Source organism: Methylobacterium sp. TK31 (assembly GCF_055361545.1).
Map to the genome: position 1 here is coordinate 939599 of NZ_CM143964.1, position 19168 is coordinate 958766.

A 19168-nucleotide genomic window follows, 5' to 3' on the forward strand; every position below is an offset into this window, starting at 1 on the left:
TCTACGGCGCCGGACGGCGACAGGATTTCTCGGCACGATGGTGGCATCCCCCCAGAACGCGGCACCCGCCGGACGGGGCCGGAGACGCTGCCTCCGCGAGGGTCTGCTCGTCCTCGCGGTCACGGGCCTGGGCGGCTGCGTCGTCGGCCCGGACTACGTGCCGCCGGCCGATCCGCCGGTGACCCGCTACACCCGCGAGCCCCTGGGCAACCCCACCGCCGCCGACAACATCCGCACCGTCCATGGCGGCTCGGCTGACCAGACCTTCGTGTCGGGCGCCGACGTGCCGGGCCAGTGGTGGACGCTGTTCCGCTCCCCCGCCCTCGACCGCCTGGTGGCGGAGGCGCTCGCCAACAACCCGAACCTCGACGCGGCGCAGGCCTCCCTGCGGATCGCGCAGGAGAACGTCGAGGCGCAGCGCGGCACGCTGTTTCCCGTCGTTGCCGCCAACGGCCTCGGCTCGCGCCAGAAGGCCCCCGGAGGCGCCCTGCAGGGGCCGCTCAACGACACCCGGCAGCTGTTCTACAGCCTGTACACGCCGCAGGTGACGGTCTCGTTCACGCCCGACGTGTTCGGCGGCAACCGGCGCCAGATCGAGTCCCTGGAGGCGCAGGCCGAGAACCAGCGCTTCCAGCTCGAGGCGACCTACCTGACGCTGACCACGAACGTCGTCCTGGCGGCGATCCAGGAGGCGTCGCTGCGCGCCCAGATCGACGCCACCCGCAAGGTGATCCAGGCCCAGACCGACGTCCTGAACCTCTACAACAAGCAGCTCTCCCTCGGGCAGATCGCCGGGGCCGACGTGGTGGTGCAGCAGGCCGCCCTGGCGGTCTCGATGCAGCTGCTGCCCCCTCTGGAGAAGCAGCTCGCCCAGCAGCGCAACCTGCTGACCGCCCTGGTCGGGCGCCTGCCGAGCGAGGAGATCGCGCCGACCTTCACCCTGGCCTCCCTGCGCCTGCCCACCAACCTGCCGGTGAGCCTGCCCTCGCGCCTCGTGCAGCAGCGCCCGGACGTGAAGGCCGCGGAGGCCAACGTGCAGCAGGCGAGCGCCGCGGTGGGGGTCGCGGTGGCCAACCGCCTGCCGCAGTTCAACATCACGGCCAATGGCGGCGCCAGCGCGGTGCGGATCGCGCAGCTCGCGACCTCGGCCGCCTCGTTCTACGGCATCGTCGGCACGGTGGCGCAGCCGATCTTCGATGCCGGGACCCTGTTCCGGCGCCAGCGCGCGGCGGAGGAGACGCTCAACGAGGCCCAGGCCCAGTACCGGGCCGTGGTCATCGGCGCCTTCCAGAACGTCGCCGACACCCTGCGCGCGCTTCAGTCCGACGCCAGGGCGGTGGCGGCGGCCTCAGCCGCGGAGCGGGCCACCGGCGAGAGCCTCGGCCTCATCCGCAAGCAATATGCGGCCGGCGCCCTCAACAGCACCCAGGTGCTGATCGCGCAGCAATCCTACCTCTCGGCCCTCGTCACCTCGGCGGGCGCGCGCGCCAACCAGTATGCCGACACCGCCGCCCTGTTCCAGGCGCTCGGCGGCGGCTGGTGGAACCGCACCGACGTGAAGCCGGCCCCGCCGAGCACGGACCCGGCGAAGTTCCTCTAGGAACCGAGGCCGGCGCGAGCGTCCGGCCGCGCGGGGCAAACCGTTCGTTACCAGGGGGTTAAGGCGCGATTTGTTGGCCTGGACCGACGAGATGCGCTATAGGTTCGGGCAGCACACAGCACGGTCCGGCCCAACCGCCGGACACGCGCGCGACAACGCCGTGAGCGGGCGGACCCGACCCTTGCCGCCGACGCTCCGGACCCCGGACAGGTAGAGACCGAAGACCTTGGCAGAGAACGACATTCCGGGCGCCGGCACGCCGCCGCCCGCCTCCGACATCAAGCCCGTGTCGATCACCGACGAGATGAAGCGCTCCTACCTCGATTACGCCATGAGCGTGATCGTGAGCCGGGCGCTGCCGGATGCGCGCGACGGCCTCAAGCCCGTGCACCGGCGCATCCTGTATGCGGCGCACGAGAGCGGGCACCTGCCCGAGCGCCGATACGTCAAGTCGGCCCGCATCGTCGGCGACGTGATCGGTAAGTACCATCCGCACGGCGACCAATCGATCTACGACGCCTTGGTCCGCATGGCGCAGGACTTCTCGATGCGCCTGATGCTCATCGACGGGCAGGGCAATTTCGGCTCGGTGGACGGCGATCCCCCGGCGGCCATGCGCTACACCGAATCGCGCCTGGCCAAGCCCGCCAATGCGCTGCTCGCCGACATCGACAAGAACACCGTCGATTTCCAGGCCAACTACGACGGGGAGCACGAGGAGCCGACCGTCCTGCCGGCGCGCTTCCCCAACCTGCTCGTCAACGGCGCCGGCGGCATCGCGGTCGGCATGGCCACCAACATCCCGCCACACAATCTCGGCGAGCTGATCGAGGCCTGCGTCGCCCTCATCGACGATCCCGGCCTCTCGATCGAGCAGCTCACCGAGTACGTGCCCGGGCCAGACTTCCCCACCGGCGGCTCGATCCTCGGCCGCGCCGGCACCCGCCAAGCCTACGCCACGGGCCGCGGCTCGATCATCATGCGGGCGAAGTCCCATGTCGAGGAGCTGCGCAAGGAGCGCGAGGCGCTGATCTTCACCGAGATCCCGTATCAGGTGAACAAGGCGACGCTCATGGAGAAGATCGCCGAGCTGGTGAAGGAGAAGCGCGTCGAGGGCATCTCGGACCTGCGCGACGAATCCGACCGCGACGGCATGCGCATCGTCGTCGAGATCAAGCGCGACGCCATGGCGGACGTGGTGCTGAACCAGCTCTACCGCTTCACGCCCCTGCAATCCTCCTTCGGCTGCAACATGGTGGCGCTGAACGGCGGCCGCCCCGAGCTGATGAACCTGAAGGACCTACTCCAGGCCTTCGTGGACTTCCGCGAAGAGGTGGTGTCCCGGCGGACCAAGTTCCTCCTCAACAAGGCCCGCGAGCGCGCCCACGTCCTGTGCGGCCTCGCCATCGCGGTCGCCAACATCGACGAGGTCATCCGCCTGATCCGGACCTCGCCCGATCCCAACACCGCCCGCGACGCGCTGATGGCGCGCGACTGGCCAGCCCACGACATCGCGCCGCTCATCGCCCTCGTGGACGATCCGCGCCACCGGGTCTCCGAGGACGGCACCTACCGCCTCTCGGAGGTGCAGGCCCGCGCCATCCTGGATCTGCGCCTGCAGCGCCTCACCGCGCTGGGCCGCGACGAGATCGGCGACGAGCTGAAGAAGCTCGCCGACGAGATCGCCGACTACCTCGACATCCTGCGCTCGCGCCTGCGCATCATGGGCATCGTCAAGGACGAGCTCGCGGAGGTCCGCGAGGCCTACGCCACCCCGCGCCGCACCGTGATCCTCGACTGGGACTCGAACGTCGAGGACGAGGACCTGATCCAGCGCGAGGACATGGTCGTCACCGTGTCCCATGCCGGCTACGTCAAGCGCGTGCCGCTCTCGACCTACCGGGCCCAGCGCCGCGGCGGCAAGGGCCGCTCCGGCATGGCGACCCGCGACGAGGATTTCGTCACCCGCCTGTTCGTGGCCAACACCCACACGCCGGTGCTGTTCTTCTCGAACCAGGGCCAGGTCTACAAGGAGAAGGTCTGGCGCCTGCCGATGGCGGCGCCGAACGCCCGCGGCAAGGCGCTGGTCAACATCCTGTCGATGGATGCCGGCACCGAGCGCATCACCACCATCATGCCGCTGCCCGAGGACGAGGCCTCCTGGGAGACCCTCGACGTCATGTTCGCCACGGCGAGCGGCAGCGTGCGGCGGAACAAGCTCTCGGACTTCGTGCAGGTGAACCGGGCCGGCAAGATCGCCATGAAGCTCGATGCGGGCGACCACATCGTCCACGTGGAGATCTGCCGCGCCGACCAGAACGTCCTGCTCACCACCCAGGCCGGCCAGTGCATCCGCTTCCCCGTCGAGGACGTCCGCGTCTTCAAGGGCCGCGATTCCACCGGCGTGCGCGGCATCAGCCTCGCCAAGGACGACCGCGTCATCTCGATGACGATCCTCAACGCCTTCGACGCCTCCCCGGAGGAGCGGGCGGGCTACCTGAAGATGCGCCGCGCCGTGATCGGCGACGGCATCGAGGGCGAGGAGAGCGCGAGCCCCGAGGCGGAGGAGGGGGTGGCCGAGGCCAGCACCATCTCGCTGGATCGCTACAACGAGATGGGCGCCTACGAGCAGTTCGTGCTCACCCTGTCCGAGCGCGGCTTCGGCAAGCGGACCTCGTCCTACGAGTACCGGACCTCGGGCCGCGGCGGCAAAGGCATCACGGCGATGCGGGTCAATGCCCGCAACGGCAATCTCGTGGCCTCCTTCCCGGTCCAGCCCTCCGACCAGATCATGCTGGTCACCGATGGCGGCCAGCTCATCCGCGTGCCGGTGGACGACATCCGCATCGTCGGGCGCGCCTCGCAGGGCGTGACAGTGTTCAACACGGAGAAGACCGAGAAGGTCGTGTCCGTCGAGCATATCGAGGGCGAGGACGAGAGCGAGGGCGGCGAGGAGGCCGTGCAGGCCTGATCGCACGCCCCGGCGCGGGCGACCTCACGGCCGTCCGCGCCGCGTCGGGAGGCTTACGCCGTTTTCGTGTCCGGGCCGGAGGTTCCGTTTCGGGTCGAAATGCTCTACCCCGGGCCGCGATGATCCGCACCGCCCTCTACGCCGGCTCGTTCGACCCGGTCACGAACGGACACCTCGACGTCATCCGTCAGGCGTGCCGGCTCGTGCAGACCCTCGTCATCGCCATCGGCGTGCATCCCGGCAAGGCGCCGATGTTCTCGCCCGAGGAGCGGGCGGAGCTGCTGCGCGCCACCTGCGAGCCCCTGGCCCAGGCCGAGGGCACGGCACTGACGATCGTGACCTTCGACGACCTCGCGGTCACGGCGGCGCGGCGGGTCGGCGCCACCGTGTTCATCCGCGGCCTGCGCGACGGCACCGACCTCGACTACGAGATGCAGCTCGCCGGCATGAACGGCGCCATGGCGCCGGAGGTGCAGACCGTGTTCCTGCCCGCCTCCACCGGCGTCCGCCCGATCACCGCCACCCTCGTCCGCCAGATCGCCGCCATGGGCGGCGACGTTTCGCCCTTCGTGCCGCCTCTGGTGGCCGAGCGCCTCGCGCAGCGCTTTCGCGCGGGCTGAGTCCCGTCGTCACGCTCAACGAAAGAATGCTGACCCTATGGCCTTTGGACTGAATCGCCGCATCGCCCTTCTCGCCGTCGCCGGCCTCCTCGCCTCAACCCCCGCGGCCTGGGCGCTGGACGAGAACACGGTGTACCTCGACACCAAGGACGGCCGCGTCACCATCGAGCTGCGCCCGGAGATCGCCCCGAAGCACGTCGCCCAGCTCAAGACCCTGATCAAGCAGGGCTTCTACAACGGCTTGAAGTTCCACCGGGTGATGGACGGCTTCATGGCCCAGACCGGCGACCCGAAGGGCAACGGCACCGGCGGCTCCAGCCTGCCGAACATTCCGGCCGAGTTCTCGCAGGCGCCGTTCAAGCGCGGCACCGTCGGCATGGCCCGCTCCTCCGATCCGAACTCCGCCAACTCGCAGTTCTTCATCTGCCTCGGCGACGCGCCGTTCCTGAACGGCCAGTACACCGTGGTCGGCCTCGTCTCCTCGGGCATGGAGACGGTCGACGCGATCAAGAAGGCTGCCCCCGGCGCGCCGGGCGGGGCGGTGCAGAACCCCGACAAGATCGTGAAGATGCAGATGGCGCAGGGAGCCAAGTAGCTTGCGGGGCGGCGCCCATCTCGGGGCTCTCGCGGCGCTCCTCGCCGTTGGGCTCCCCGTGCGGGCGGCGCCCACCACGGGCCCGCTGACCCTGCCGGAGACCCTGCGGGGCACCGTCCAGGTTCCGCTGAACGGCATGGCCGACGGCGAAAAGCCCCCGGATGGCAGGAGGCTTCCCGATACCCGGGAGCCGGCCGACACGCTTCGGGAGCTCTATCCCGCGCTCGCCGCGTGCTGGGAGATCCCGGAGGGCCTGGCCCGCTTCGAGCGCACCGAGATCACCGCCCGCTTCTCCCTGCGCCGGGACGGCTCCGTCATCGGCACGCCCCGGGTGACCTTCTCGACGCAGGATTCGGACACCCGCGCCTACCGCATCCTCACGGATGCGACCCTGGCGGCGATCCGGCGCTGCACGCCCGTCCGGATCACCCCCGGCCTCGGCGCGGCCATTGCGGGGCGCCCGATCGCGCTCCGCTTCATCTACCAAGGACCCAAGGGAAAAGGAGTCTAGACCCATGGCAGAGACCGAGACCATCATCCTGGAGACCACCAAGGGCCGCGTCGTGATCGGGCTGCGCCCCGACCTCGCCCCCAACCATGTCGAGCGCCTGAAGACGCTCGCCGCGCAGGGCTTCTACGATGGCGTGCCGTTCCACCGCGTGATCGACGGCTTCATGGCCCAGACCGGCGACCCGACCGGCACCGGCTCGGGCGGTTCCGAGCTGCCCGACCTCAACGCCGAGTTCAACGCCGAGCCGCACGTGCGCGGCACCTGCTCGATGGCGCGCACCAACTTCCCGCACTCGGCCAACTCGCAGTTCTTCATCTGCTTCGGCGATGCCCGCTTCCTCGACAAGCAGTACACCGTCTGGGGCAAGGTCGTGGAAGGCATGGACGTGGTCGACACCCTGAACAAGGGCGAGCCGCCGCGCTCCCCCGACAAGATCGTCAAGGCGACCGTCGGCGCCGCCTGATCCCGGCCAGCCGATCGATCGACGTCCGAGGGAAGTGTCCGCGCGAACGTGCGGACACTTCTTTCGTTTCGGGGCGATGCGAGACTTGGCACGGCGCCCGCCGCCTGGGAAACGGCGGGCCATGAACGGCACCCTCCCATGACCGGCAGCTTCCCATAACCGGCAGCCTTCCATGACCGGCACCCTCCCGCTCCGCGACGTCCTCCTCGCCCTCGCGGTGGTGGCGGTCTGGGGCACGAACTTCGTCGTGATCCGGATCGGACTCGACCACCTGCCGCCGCTGCTGTTCGCCGCCCTGCGCTTCGTGCTCGCCGCCCTGCCGGGCGTGTTCCTGCTGCGCCGCCCGGCGGTCCCCTGGCGCAACCTCGCCGCCTACGGCCTGCTGATCGGGGCCGGACAGTTCGGCCTGCTGTTCATCGCCCTGCGCGGCCACATCGCCCCCGGCCTCGCCTCGCTGGTGATCCAGATCCAGGTCTTCTTCACCATCGGCCTCTCGGTCCGCCTCGCCGGCGAGCGGGTGTCCGGCCACCAATGGGCGGCCCTCGGCCTCGCGGCGGCGGGCCTCGCCGTCATCGCCGCCCACACCGATGCCGCGACGACGCCCCTCGGCCTCGGGCTCGTGGCCTGCGCCGCCCTGAGCTGGGCCGGCGGGAACATGGCGGCCAAGCGCAGCGGCGTGCGGGCGATGCTGCCCTACGTCGTCTGGGCGAGCCTGTTCTCGGCGCCGCCGCTCCTCGCCGCCTCGTTCCTCCTCGAAGGCTGGGACGCCATCCGAGACGGCCTCCTGCGGGCCGACCTGACGACCTGGGCCGCGGTGGTCTGGCAGTCGGTGGGCAACACCATGTTCGGCTACGCGGTCTGGGGCTGGCTGCTCGCGCGCCACCCCGCCGCCCTGATCACCCCGATGGCCCTGCTGGTGCCGGTCTTCGGCATGGGAGCCTCGGCCCTCTGGCTCGGCGAGCCGCTGCCGGGCTGGAAGCTCGGCGCCGCCGGCCTCGTCCTCGGCGGCCTCGCCCTCGGGCTGCTCTATCCGCGCTGGCGGGCGCGCGCCGCGATCAAAAGTGCGCCGACCTGACGCGTCAGGCGTCCTCGGTTCCGGCGAGGCGTGTCTCGGCGAGGCGTGTCTCGGCCGCCGCCAGATCCTCCGGCGCGTTGATGTTGGCGAAGGGGTCGTGAGGCTCCGCCGGCCAGGGCACCGCCACCGCGCCGTGGCGCCTCAGGAAGGCGCCGACCCGGCGCTCGCCGCGCTCCACCAGGGCCGCGCGCAGGTCCGCCCGCAGGGCCACCGGCCAGAGCGCCACCGTGAAGTGCTCGCGCCCGCCCGAGGCCGCCATGGCGATGGCGTCGTCCGCCCCGGCCGCCCCGGCGAGGCGGGCGACGAGGTCGCGGGGCAGGAACGGCGCGTCGCCTGAGACGCTGGCGACGTGGCGCACGTCCGGATGATGGGCGGCCGCGTGCTCCAGCCCAGCGAGGATGCCCGCGAGTGGGCCCGGATTGTCCGGCACGCCGTCGGGCACGATCGCGCCCGGGAAATCGGGAAAGCGGCCCGGATCGCCGTTCGCGTTGAGGATCACGCCGGCCGCGCACTGGGGCGCGAACCGGGCGAGCACCCGGTCGAGCAGGCTGCGGCCCCCGAGAAGGCGCAGGGGCTTGTCGCCCCCGCCCATGCGGCGCGCCAGCCCGCCGGCGAGGATCACGCCCAGCACCGGCGGCATCGCGGCTACTCGATGACGATGCGGGGGGCCGCCCGCGGGGCCGGGCCGCCGGTCAGGTTGCCCCAGAGCTTGGCGGCGATGCCGCGATAGACCTGCGCGTGCGGCCCGTCCGGGTCCACCGCCACCACGGGGCGGCCGGCATCCGAGCTCTCGCGGATCGTCATGTTCAGCGGCACCTCGCCGAGGAACGGCACCTCCAGCCGCTCGGCCTCGGCCCGCGCGCCGCCATGCCCGAAGATGTGCGAGGCCGTGCCGCAATGCGGGCAGACGAAGGTCGCCATGTTCTCGATCACGCCGAGGATCGGCACCGCGACCTTGCGGAACATCGTGACGCCGCGGCGCGCGTCGATCAGGGCGAGGTCCTGCGGCGTCGAGACGATGACCGCCCCGGAGAGGGGGGTCGCCTGGGCCATGGTGAGCTGCGCATCGCCGGTGCCGGGGGGCATGTCGACCACCAGCACGTCGAGCTCGCCCCAGGCGACCTCGCGCAGCATCTGGGTGATGGCCGACTGCACCATGGGCCCGCGCCAGATCATCGCCGTCTCGGGCTCGATCAGGAAGCCGATCGACATCACCTTGATGCCGAAGCCCTCCATCGGGGCGAGCAGGCGCTCCTCGATGACGCGGGGCTTGCCCGACAGGCCGAACAGCTTGGGCACCGAGGGGCCGTAGATGTCGGCGTCGAGCAGCCCGACCTTGAGGCCCTGGGCCGAGAGGGCGAGCGCGAGGTTGCAGGCCGTGGTCGACTTGCCGACGCCGCCCTTGCCGGAGGCGACGGCCACGATGTGGCGCACGCCCGGGAGGGCGGGACCGGTCCGCGGCGGCGGCGGGGCGGCGGGGCGGCCGGGGGAGGGCGGCTGCGGGGCCGCGGATTGGGGACCGTGCTGGGCCGGCTGGTTCGGCCCGCGCTCGGAGGTCAGGCTGGCGAAGACGCCGGAAACGCCGGGCGTGGCCAGGATCGCGCCCTCGGCCCGGCGCCGGATCGGCTCGAAGCGCTCGGCCTCGCTGGGGTCGATCAGGATCGAGAACATCACCCGGTCGGTGGGATCGACCACCACCTGCGACAGGCGACCGGAGGCGGGCAGGGTGGTGCCCGCGGCATCGACGGTCACGGTCGAGAGCACCTTGAGGACGTCGTCACGGGTGATCGCCAAGGGTCTGGCTCCTTGCCGCGTCCGGCGGGAGCCGAGGCGCGGCGACAATCGGGGGATCGCGGGTGTTGCGGCCCCGGCCGGGCCGCCCGCGACGAACCCATGCGACAGCACAGGCGCCGCCCGAGCGCAAGCGCTTCCCGGCTCCGTCGGGGGCGAGACCCCTGGTCGCGGCGGGCTCCGCGGCCGGCCCGGACCGGGCCGGGTCGGCGCCCCGGTTTCGTTCAATTCGTTCAGATTCCGGTAGGCATGAGTCGAGGGGAGGGGTCCGATTTTGCGTCCTCCCGGCGCTCCGCGACGTTCGAAGCAGCACAAGAGAGGACGCCCGCCGGCGGCCTCGACCGCTGCAGGATCCTTCCATCGTGCTCCCCTGGTCTCGCGTGCTTCCCGGTCTGCGCTCCCGGTCTTCGGCGCCCGCACGGGCCTCGACGCTGCGCCCGCGCGGTGAGGTCGCCGATCGCGACCTCACCATGAGCCGGTACCTCCTGCGCTTCTCCCGGCCGGTCTCCGCCCGCTACGAGATCGATACCGGCCGCGAACGGGCGCTCCACCTGCGCCGCACGATCCTCATCGGGCTTGTCTTCCACAACGCCTACAACCTGACGACCGCGCTGCTGATGCCGGAGATGCTGTCCCTGGGGCTGGCCCTGCGGCTGTTCCTGGTGACGCCGCTGGGCCTGATGCTGGCCTGGTCGGTCACCCGGATGCCGGGACCGCGGCGCGAGCGCATGGTCACGGCCACGATGCTGCTGATGACGGCGGTGCCGATCCTGCTGTTCAGCCTGGAGCGGGAGACGATGACCGCCATCTGCTACATCGAGTACCCGCTGATGATGGTGTTCGCCACCATGATGCTGGTGCTGCGCTTCCCCCACGCCCTGATCCTCACCGGCCTCAGCGCGGCGGCCTCCTTCGCCAGCATCGCCCTGCGCACCGACCTACCCCCCGAACTCGCCCTCTGCCTCGCCTTCCAGACCCTGGCCGGCGGCTTCTTCGTCCTCTACGGCAACCATCAGATCGAGGGCGTGCGGCGGCGGGCCTATCTCGTCTCCCTGCGCGAGATCCTGCGCTCGGCCGGCCTCGAGCAGGACCGGCGCGTGCTCACCGCCCTGTCGGAGACCGATGCCCTCACCGGCCTCGCCAATCGCCGCGCCCTGGATTCGGCCCTGGCCAAGACGGCCGGGGAAGCGCGCGGCACCGCCCTGCTGATGCTCGACGTCGATCACTTCAAGCGCTTCAACGACGCCTACGGCCACCCGGCCGGCGATGCCTGCCTGCGCCGGATCGCCGAGGCCCTGGCGGGGGAGACGCGGGGCGGGCGCGACTGCGTGGCCCGCTACGGCGGCGAGGAATTCTCCATCCTCATGCGGGGCTGCGATGCCCGCGCCGTCGCCCGCGTGGTCCGGCGCCTGCGCGCCGGCATCGCCGGACTGGAGATCCCGCACGCCGCCCGCGGCGACGGCCAGGCCTTCGTCACGGTCAGCATCGGCGTCGCCCTGGCGTCGGCCGGACGCACGACCTCGCCGGCCGAACTCCTGGCCGAGGCGGATGCCGCCCTCTACGACGCCAAGGGCCGCGGCCGGAACTGCCACGTGATCCGGGCGATCGGCGAGCCGGGCATCGTCCTCGACGACCGCCGCCTCGGACGGCTCGGCGCCATGCGCCGGAAGACGACCCGTCCGGCCACCCAGGCCGCGCGCCATCCCGAAACCAATGCGGCCCTGGCTCGTTGAGCACACGACCCGGCCGGCGACGACCGCGCCGGAATGCCTTTACGACGAGTTGGAGACTGCGATCCCATGCACCAGGGCAACCACCGCGACCACGAGGGCGCCAAGAAGCTGTTCGCCCTCATCAAGGACGTCAAGGTCGCGATGATGACCACGGCTGACCAGGACGGGAAGCTCTACAGCCGCCCGATGTGGTGCCAGGAAGCGGACGAGAACGGCGACCTGTGGTTCTTCACCAAGCTGCACTCGCCCAAGACCGCCGAGATCAGCAAGGACAACCAGATCAACCTCGCCTATTCGGACCCGTCGAGCCAGACCTACGTCTCGATCGCCGGCAAGGCCGAGATCGTCACCGACCAGGCGGTCATCGACGACAAGTGGAGCGAGAGCCTGAAGACCTGGTTCCCCAATGGCAAGAACGACCCCGAGGTCGCCCTGCTGCGCGTGCACCCCGAGAAGGGCGAGTACTGGGACAGCCCGAACGCCACGATGCTGCACATCTACGGCTACGTGAAGGCCGCGCTGACCGGCGAGTCGCCCAAGACCGAGACCAAGAAGGTTGATCTCGCCTGAGCCCCGGGCCCGGCATTGTTTTCGAGGGCGGCGTGCCGAGGGGTACGCCGCCCTTTTTCGTCGCCGCGATCGATCGCGCGGAGGCATGGTGCCGGCAGCCCCCCCGTCATTGTGGCGCGAAGCCCCTTGGCCTGCTGCGCTTCGTCTATTCGGACCTCGACAAGCTCGTTCACGGGCTCGATACGGATTTCCAGGATTACGGCCAAAGCGGCGACCTGGAGACGACCCGGCACCATCCGGCATCGCCCTGCGCGTCCGGGCCGTCGTCTCGCCCCCGCCCCCCGCCATGTATGACGACCGATTGACTCACCCGGCGCTGCCATGCGCCTCTGCGCCGCGCGGGGTGCCGGGAGCGCCACCAGGGGAGCCGTGATCCGAACCATGCTCGATCTTGCCACGCGGGTGTACAACCACAGCTTCAAGATCGACCCGATCGTTCGGTCGCTGCTCGACACGGATTTCTACAAGCTCCTGATGGCGCAGACGATCTTCCGCCGCCATCGCGACGCCCGCGTCACCTTCGGCATCCAGAACCGCTCGCGGCAGGTGCGGCTGGCCGAATTCGTGGATGCGGGCGAGCTGCGTGAGCAGCTCGACCATGCCCGCTCGGTGCACCTGAGCCGGGGCGAATCCACCTGGCTGCGCGGCAACACCTTCTACGGCCAGCGCCAGATGTTCTCGGCCGATTTCATGGACTGGCTCGAGGCGTTCCGCCTGCCCGACTACGACCTGGAGGCCCGCGACGGGCAGTACGTCCTCACCTTCCACGGGCCCTGGCTCGAGACCACCATGTGGGAGGTGCCGGCCCTCGCCATCCTCAACGAGCTGCGCACCCGGGGCGTCGTGCGCCAGCTCGGCAAGCTCGACCTGCAGGTGCTCTATGCCCGGGCGATGACCCGGGTCTGGGAGAAGATCGAGCGGCTGCAGCGCCTGCCCGACCTCTCCATCGCGGATTTCGGGACCCGGCGCCGCCACGGCTTCCTGTGGCAGGACTGGTGCGTCGAGGCCATGCACGAAGCCCTGGGCGACCGCTTCCTCGGCACCTCGAACTGCCTCATCGCTCTGCGGCGCGAGGTCGAGGCCGTGGGCACCAACGCCCACGAACTGCCGATGGTCTACGCCGCCCTCGCGGATGACGATGCGGGCCTCGCCCGCGCGCCCTACGACGTGCTGGCCGACTGGCAGCAGGACTATGCCGGCAACCTCCTGGTGATGCTGCCGGACACCTACGGCACCACGGGCTTCCTGGCCAACGCCCCCGCCTGGATGAACGCCTGGACCGGCATACGCATCGACTCCAAGGAGCCCATCGCCGGCGGCGAGGAGGCCATCGCCTGGTGGCGCTCGCGCGGCTCCGACCCGCGCGACAAGCTCGCGATCTTCTCCGACGGGCTCGACGTCGACACCATCGAGGCGATCCACGCCCATTTCCACGGCCGGATGCGGATCGGCTACGGCTGGGGCACGCTGCTCACCAACGACTTTCGCGGGCTGGTGCCGGACGGCCGGCTCGACCCGATCTCCATCGTCTGCAAGGTGATCGCCGCCGACGGCCGGCCCACCGTGAAGATCTCGGACAACCCCTCCAAGGCGATCGGCCCGGCCGAGGAGATCGCGCGCTACACCCGCGTCTTCGGCATCACGGCGCAACCCGCGATGCCGGTGCTGGTCTGAGGGGCGGTCAGGTCGGCGACTGGACGATGACCCCGTACCAGCCGAGCCCCGCATAGGTCTCGTAGCCGGGCGTGCGGTGGAAGGCGACGATCCGGCCGGTCCGGGCGTCCTGGTCGGCGCCGCTCGCGCGCCCGTTGACGGCCAGCGGCAGGGTCTCCTCCAGCACGCCGCGCCCGTCCGAGGCGGCGATCACCCGGTGGCGCGCATCGACGAGGAGGACCCGGGTGCGGGCCCGGTCCTCCACCGCCACCCGCACGCCGTCGACGATGGCCCTGGCCTGGGCCTGCCAGTCGAAATGGATCGCCAGGACGCCGATCGGCCGGGCCCGGCTGTCCCCGTCCGCCCGGACGCTGGCGCAGTAGGTCGCCACCTGCGCGCCCCCGAGGCCGGGCTGTCCGGTCACGTCGGCGGCGACGTAGGCATCCCCGTCCGGGAGGGCGGCCGCGCGCCGGAACCAGTCCTGGTCGGCGACATTGCGCCCGACGAGGCCCGGATAGCGGTCGGGCCGGCCATGGGCGATCACGTTGCCCTGCAGGTCGCAGAGCCAGAGGTCGAGATAGACCGTGTAGGCATCGAGGATGATGCCCAGGCGCCGGGTGGCATAGGTGGCCGCCTCCGGCGTCGGGGCGGCGGCGCAGGCCACCAGGGCCGCGTCGGTGGCCCACCAGCGCACGTCGCAGGTCCGCTCGTAGAGGTTCCGGTCGATGAGCTCGACCGCGTTCAGGGCAAGGTCGATCAGGCGCTCGGTCTGCGAGTCCTCGGCGAAGCTCCGGACCCGGACCTGCAGGCCGGCGATCCGGTTCGACAGCTCGACCTCGAGGGCCCGGGCGACGTTCTCGACCTCGGTGCCGATCGCCCGCACCTCCTGCGCCACCACGGAGAAGCCGCGCCCCATCTCGCCGGCGCGGGACGCCTCGATCAGGGCGTTGAGGGCGAGCATCTTCACCTGCCCGGTGATCGCCTGGATGCGCCGGCTCTTGTCGGACGAGATGCGCTGGAGTTCCGCGATCTCGCTGGCGATGCCACGCAGGTTGGTGGCATCGGGCGCGGCGCCGGCATCAATCGCCATCGTATGCAAAACTGCCTCCAGCCGTCGTCGGAACCGAAAAGTCGTGGTTCCTGGAGGCTTTTGCCAGATTTCACTTATCATTCGATTAAAGGGCACCGCCTTTGCAGTCGGTGTGCGGGTATAGGCGGGATCTATCCTTTGTTATCCTGCGGTTCCGGTCGGCGATCAGCGGGAATCCGCGAAGGATTCTGCGGCTCTCATCAAGATCAAGCGCGCGACATCGGAGCCGTCGACCCATGAAGGACGTCGTCGTCCCCCGGGCGCAAGATGGCGCCCTGTATCGCGGGCCGGAGGCCCTGTCCTGCTCTCGATCGGCGCGGGCGAAGTCCTGGCACTGCCCGGCGGACGACGTGCGCGGCCCGGTCCGGTTCGCGGTCCGAACCTCCGGTTGCCTGGGCGTCGCTGGCGTTCAAGCCATGCATTCGATGCAGGCCCCGCGCGCCGCGATCACGGTTTCGCGACGGACCGGGCCGTCCGGAGGGATCGATTTTCGCGGGCGCTTCGTTCTCAACGCAGCGGTGCCGGCGGAGGCGCGGGCTCCGCGCGTCGCGTCTGGAACACGGAATTCGGAATGGCCCTGCGATCACACCCGAAGCCGTCCCTCGTCCCGCCGCGACCGACGCGCATCGCGGCGGCCGGAACCCCGACCCAGGCCCTGACCTCGCCGATCATCGTCGCCGCCCTGATCATGGTCGGGCTCTATGTCGGCCGCGACGTCCTGATCCCGATCGCCATCGCGATCCTGCTCTCCTTCGTCCTCGGGCCCCTGGTGAACCTGCTGCGGCGCTGGCACTTCGGCCGCTTCCTGTCGGTGGCGGCCTCCGTCCTGCTGGCGCTGGGCACCGCCGCCGCCCTGGCGACGCTGATCGGCGTGCAGATCGCCGACATCGCCAAGGACGTGCCCCGCTACCGCAGCACCATCGAGCGCAAGATCGAGGGCCTCAACGACACCCCTGCCGGGCGCCTCGCCGGCTACGTCGCCAGCATCGGCCGCACGATGCACGAGAGCCACGACGAGGCGAAGCCGGAGCCCAAGCCCGAGCCCCGATCGGACTCGCGCGCCAACCCCGCCCCGCCGGAGAAGGCGGTCCTGGTGGAGGTCAAGGAGCGGGCGCCGGGGCCGGTGACCCTGGCGGGCACGCTGCTCTCGCCGATCCTGCACCCGCTCGCCACCATCGGCATCGTCTTCGTGGTGCTGCTCTTCCTGCTGATGCAGCGGGAGGACCTGCGCGACCGGATGATCCGCCTGGCCGGCTCCAGCGACCTCCACCGCACCACGGTCGCGATGGACGACGCCACCAAGCGCCTGAGCCGGTACTTCCTGGTCCAGCTCGGCCTCAACGCCTCGTTCGGGCTCGTGGTCGGCATCGGGCTCTACTTCCTCGGCGTGCCGAACCCGGTCCTGTGGGGGATCTTCTCGGCGCTGATGCGCTTCGTGCCCTACGTGGGCGCCTTCGTGTCGGCCCTGTTTCCCCTGGCGCTCGCCGCCGCGGTCGATCCGGGCTGGTCGATGGTGATCGGGACGCTGATCCTGTTCCTCGTCCTGGAGCCCCTGGTCGGGCATTTCATCGAGCCGATGCTCTATGGCCAGTCCACCGGGATGTCGCCCTTCGCGGTCCTGGTCTCGGCCCTGTTCTGGACCTGGCTCTGGGGACCCGTCGGCCTGCTGCTCTCGACGCCCCTGACGGTCTGCCTCGTGGTGCTCGGGCGCCACGTCGACAAGCTCGAATTCCTCGACGTTCTGTTCGGCGACCGGCCGGCCCTGACCCCGGTGGAGAACTTCTACCAGCGCATCCTGGCCGACGACCCGGAGGAGGCGCAGGAGCATGCCGACCTGATCCTGAAGACCTGCTCGCTGACCGCCTATTACGACGAGGTGGTGGTGAAGGGCCTCGAGCTCGCCGCCCGGGACGCCACCCGGGGGGTGCTCACCACCGAGCAGAAGAGCGACATCCGTGCCAGCGTCGGCGGCCTGATCGAGGAGATGGCCGACCGCGACGACCTGCGCAGCGACACCGAGGCCAAGGCCGATCCGGACGCGCCGCGCCCCGACCCGGTGCCGGAGGCCTGGGGAGCCGACGGCACGGTGCTGTGCGTGGCCGGGCGCAGCTTCGTCGACGAATCCGCCTGCGCGATCCTGGCCCAGCTCCTGGCCAAGCGCGGGATCGGCGCCCGGGTGGTGCCCTTCGCCGACGTGGCGCGGGCACGGATCGCGGCGTTCGATCCCGGCCCGGCCCGGCTCGTCTGCATCGTGTCGATGGCGATCAGCGGCGAGCCCACCCACCTGCGCCGGCTGGCCGAGCGCCTGCGCCGCACGCTGCCGGGGGTCCCGTTCGTCCTCGGCCTGTGGCAGGCGGACGATGCCGGCCTCGACCCGGCGGCCCGGCGCCGGGCGGTGGATGCCGACATCCACGTCACGTCCCTGAAGGCCGCCGTGGAGGCGGTGGTCGCCGCCGCGCACGGCGGTTCGGCCCCGGCCGCCGCGGAGCCGGAACCGGAGCCCGAATTCGCCCGGGCGCAGCCGATGCCGGTCTGAAGGCCTGGGGCCGGGGCGATTTGGGCTTGACCGGCGGCCCCTCCGTCCGCTTCGCTCCGCGCTGTTCCGGGCCGGGCCCGAGGGGGAGTGCCGATGAGCGTCGTCGATCTCGCGCGGTTCATGGACGATCTCGCCGCCGCCTCGGGGCAGGCGATCCTGCCGTTCTTCCGCGCCGCCTTCGGCATGGACGACAAGGCCCGCGGCGGGGCCGCCTTCGACCCGGTGACCGAGGCCGACCGGGCCGCCGAGGTGGCGATGCGTGGCATGATCCGGCGCCAGCTGCCGACCCATGGCATCCTCGGCGAGGAATTCGGCTCGGAGAACCTCGAGGCCGAATGCGTCTGGGTGCTCGACCCCATCGATGGGACCCGCGCCTTCGTGGCCGGGCTGCCGACCTGGGGCACGCTGATCGGCCTGACCCATCACGGCGCGGCGGTGCGCGGCCTGATGCACCAGCCCTATCTCGGCGAGCTGTTCTCCGGGGACGGGGCCCAGGCTCACCTGCGCGCCCCCCGCGGCGCGCGCCCGTTGCTGACCCGGCGCGGCACCGCCCTCGACCAGGCGATCCTCGCCACCACCGATCCGCGCCTGTTCGCGGAGGGCGAGGAGCGCGAGCGCTTCCTCGCCCTGGAGGGCGCGGTGCGCCTCTCCCGCTACGGCACAGACTGCTACGCCTATTGCATGCTGGCGGCCGGGCAGGTCGACCTCGTGGTCGAGGCCGGGCTCAAGCCCTACGACATCGTCGCGCTGATCCCGATCATCGAGGGCGCCGGCGGGGTGGTGACGACCTGGGACGGCGGCCCCGCCACCGGGGGCGGCCGCATCGTCGCCGCCGGGGACCGCCGCCTGCACGAGGCGGCCCTGCGCCGCCTCAATCCGTGAGGCTCAGGCCTCAACCCGCGCCCGCTCGGCCGGCTCGGCCGCGTCCGAGCCCGGCATGAAGGCGTCGAAGGCCGCCCAGAAATCCTGCCGGATGGCGTCACGCTCCGACAGGATCTCGTGGCGGGCATCGGGCAGCACCAGGATGTGCCCGGCGCGCAGGCCGCGGGCGAACCGCTCCGTGGTCCGGGTGCCGCAGACGGGGTCGGCCCCCGCCGCGACGATCAGGGTCGGGGTCGCGATCCGGCCCGGCACCCGCGGGTCGGCGAGGCGCTTCATGGCCCGGAAGGCGCCGGCGAGCCAGGCGATGCTCGGATCGCCCACGGCGCCGGCCCCGACGTCGCGGGCGGCGGCCGCGTTGCGGGCATAGCGCTCCGGGTCGCGGCAGAGGCGGTTGTTCGGATAGGGCTTGGTGGCGATGGAGACCGCCGAGCCGAAGGGGATGTAGCGCCGGCCCCAGCCGATCCCGTGCAGGGCGCGCGCGAGCAAGGCCGCGCCCGCCGGCCAGCGCACCATGCGGATCGACAGCATCGGCGCCACGGTGACGATGCGCCGGAACGGCAGCCAGCCGTCATGGGCACCGGTGAGCGCCACGGCGCCGCCCATCGAATGCGCCAGGCAGAGATGCGGATGGGGCATCAGCGGGCGCAGGATCGCCTCCTCGATCGCCTTCAGGTCGCGCCGGTAATCGTCGAAATGCGCGACGTGGCCCCGGTGCGGGTCGTCGACCTGGCGCTGGGATTCCCCCTGGCCGCGCCAGTCGAAGGCGACGACGGCGAAGCCCCGTCCGCGCAGGTCCGCGATGGTCTCGTAGTATTTCTCGATGAACTCGGCCCGGCCCTGGAGCAGGCAGACCGTGCCCTTCACCAGGCGGGTGGTCGGGCGCCAATGGGCGGCCCGCAGCGTGATCCCGTCCTCGGTGCGCACCGCCTTCAGGGCGCCGCCCGGCGGAACCGGATTGTCGGGGGTGGAACGCAGGGTCAGCATCGGCGAAGTCTCGCGCAGAGAAAGGGAGCGAAATTTTTGGACCTGGCGGCAGTCCAGGCTCTTGCGAGGCTCAAATCCCGCCCCGATATCAGGC

The 19168-nt window shown here is 71.2% G+C and carries 16 protein-coding genes; 12 read left to right on the forward strand and 4 right to left on the reverse strand.

Annotated features, from left to right (window positions below; genetic code table 11):
* Positions 1-37: 37 nt before the first annotated feature.
* The 7 genes from ACXJY8_RS04305 to ACXJY8_RS04335 all read left to right on the forward strand — a co-directional run bounded on the left by ACXJY8_RS04305 (position 38) and on the right by ACXJY8_RS04335 (position 7835).
* Positions 38-1600 (forward strand): efflux transporter outer membrane subunit, encoded by a 1563-nt coding sequence (locus ACXJY8_RS04305; RefSeq protein WP_463776396.1) that lies wholly within the window; start codon positions 38-40, stop codon positions 1598-1600.
* A gap of 226 nt (positions 1601-1826) precedes the next feature.
* Positions 1827-4571, forward strand: coding sequence for a DNA gyrase subunit A (gene gyrA / locus ACXJY8_RS04310; protein WP_463776400.1), 2745 nt, complete (start codon positions 1827-1829; stop codon positions 4569-4571).
* Between the two features lie 119 nt (positions 4572-4690).
* On the forward strand, positions 4691-5191 hold the full coding sequence (gene coaD, locus ACXJY8_RS04315) for a pantetheine-phosphate adenylyltransferase (RefSeq protein ID WP_463776404.1): 501 nt from the start codon (positions 4691-4693) through the stop codon (positions 5189-5191).
* Positions 5192-5240: 49 nt separating this feature from the next.
* Positions 5241-5786, forward strand: coding sequence for a peptidylprolyl isomerase (locus tag ACXJY8_RS04320; RefSeq protein ID WP_463780355.1), 546 nt, complete (start codon positions 5241-5243; stop codon positions 5784-5786).
* Between the two features lies 1 nt (position 5787).
* The gene (gene tolA / locus ACXJY8_RS04325) at positions 5788-6297 is read left to right on the forward strand and encodes a cell envelope integrity protein TolA (protein ID WP_495885048.1); all 510 of its coding nucleotides are present in this window, start codon (positions 5788-5790) and stop codon (positions 6295-6297) included.
* 4 nt (positions 6298-6301) lie between these two features.
* Positions 6302-6760 (forward strand): peptidylprolyl isomerase, encoded by a 459-nt coding sequence (locus ACXJY8_RS04330; protein WP_463776407.1) that lies wholly within the window; start codon positions 6302-6304, stop codon positions 6758-6760.
* 172 nt (positions 6761-6932) lie between these two features.
* On the forward strand, positions 6933-7835 hold the full coding sequence (locus tag ACXJY8_RS04335) for an EamA family transporter (RefSeq protein ID WP_463776410.1): 903 nt from the start codon (positions 6933-6935) through the stop codon (positions 7833-7835).
* A gap of 4 nt (positions 7836-7839) precedes the next feature.
* On the opposite strand, the gene mobA is transcribed toward ACXJY8_RS04335, so the two are convergent.
* The gene (mobA, locus tag ACXJY8_RS04340; protein WP_463776413.1) at positions 7840-8475 is read right to left on the reverse strand and encodes a molybdenum cofactor guanylyltransferase MobA; all 636 of its coding nucleotides are present in this window, start codon (positions 8473-8475) and stop codon (positions 7840-7842) included.
* Between the two features lie 5 nt (positions 8476-8480).
* The gene (locus ACXJY8_RS04345) at positions 8481-9629 is read right to left on the reverse strand and encodes an Mrp/NBP35 family ATP-binding protein (RefSeq protein WP_463776415.1); all 1149 of its coding nucleotides are present in this window, start codon (positions 9627-9629) and stop codon (positions 8481-8483) included.
* A gap of 467 nt (positions 9630-10096) precedes the next feature.
* Here ACXJY8_RS04345 and ACXJY8_RS04350 point away from each other — a divergent pair, with 467 nt between their 5' ends.
* The 3 genes from ACXJY8_RS04350 to ACXJY8_RS04360 all read left to right on the forward strand — a co-directional run bounded on the left by ACXJY8_RS04350 (position 10097) and on the right by ACXJY8_RS04360 (position 13603).
* Positions 10097-11359, forward strand: coding sequence for a GGDEF domain-containing protein (locus tag ACXJY8_RS04350; protein WP_463776418.1), 1263 nt, complete (start codon positions 10097-10099; stop codon positions 11357-11359).
* A 66-nt stretch (positions 11360-11425) separates the two neighbouring features.
* Positions 11426-11929, forward strand: a complete 504-nt coding sequence (locus ACXJY8_RS04355; protein WP_463776420.1) for a pyridoxamine 5'-phosphate oxidase family protein — start codon at positions 11426-11428, stop codon at positions 11927-11929.
* A gap of 381 nt (positions 11930-12310) precedes the next feature.
* Entirely contained in the window at positions 12311-13603 is a 1293-nt protein-coding gene (locus ACXJY8_RS04360) for a nicotinate phosphoribosyltransferase (RefSeq protein ID WP_463776422.1), read from the forward strand.
* Positions 13604-13610: 7 nt separating this feature from the next.
* Here ACXJY8_RS04360 and ACXJY8_RS04365 read toward each other — a convergent pair whose 3' ends face one another.
* Positions 13611-14672 (reverse strand): methyl-accepting chemotaxis protein, encoded by a 1062-nt coding sequence (locus ACXJY8_RS04365; RefSeq protein ID WP_463776424.1) that lies wholly within the window; start codon positions 14670-14672, stop codon positions 13611-13613.
* Between the two features lie 571 nt (positions 14673-15243).
* Here ACXJY8_RS04365 and ACXJY8_RS04370 point away from each other — a divergent pair.
* Both ACXJY8_RS04370 and hisN read left to right on the forward strand, forming a co-directional pair.
* Positions 15244-17208 (forward strand): AI-2E family transporter, encoded by a 1965-nt coding sequence (locus ACXJY8_RS04370; RefSeq protein WP_463776427.1) that lies wholly within the window; start codon positions 15244-15246, stop codon positions 17206-17208.
* 93 nt (positions 17209-17301) lie between these two features.
* On the forward strand, positions 17302-18090 hold the full coding sequence (gene hisN, locus ACXJY8_RS04375) for a histidinol-phosphatase (protein WP_463776430.1): 789 nt from the start codon (positions 17302-17304) through the stop codon (positions 18088-18090).
* A gap of 3 nt (positions 18091-18093) precedes the next feature.
* Here the strand turns inward: hisN and ACXJY8_RS04380 are convergent, their stop codons facing one another.
* Positions 18094-19074, reverse strand: a complete 981-nt coding sequence (locus ACXJY8_RS04380) for an alpha/beta fold hydrolase (protein ID WP_463776432.1) — start codon at positions 19072-19074, stop codon at positions 18094-18096.
* Positions 19075-19168: the final 94 nt, after the last annotated feature.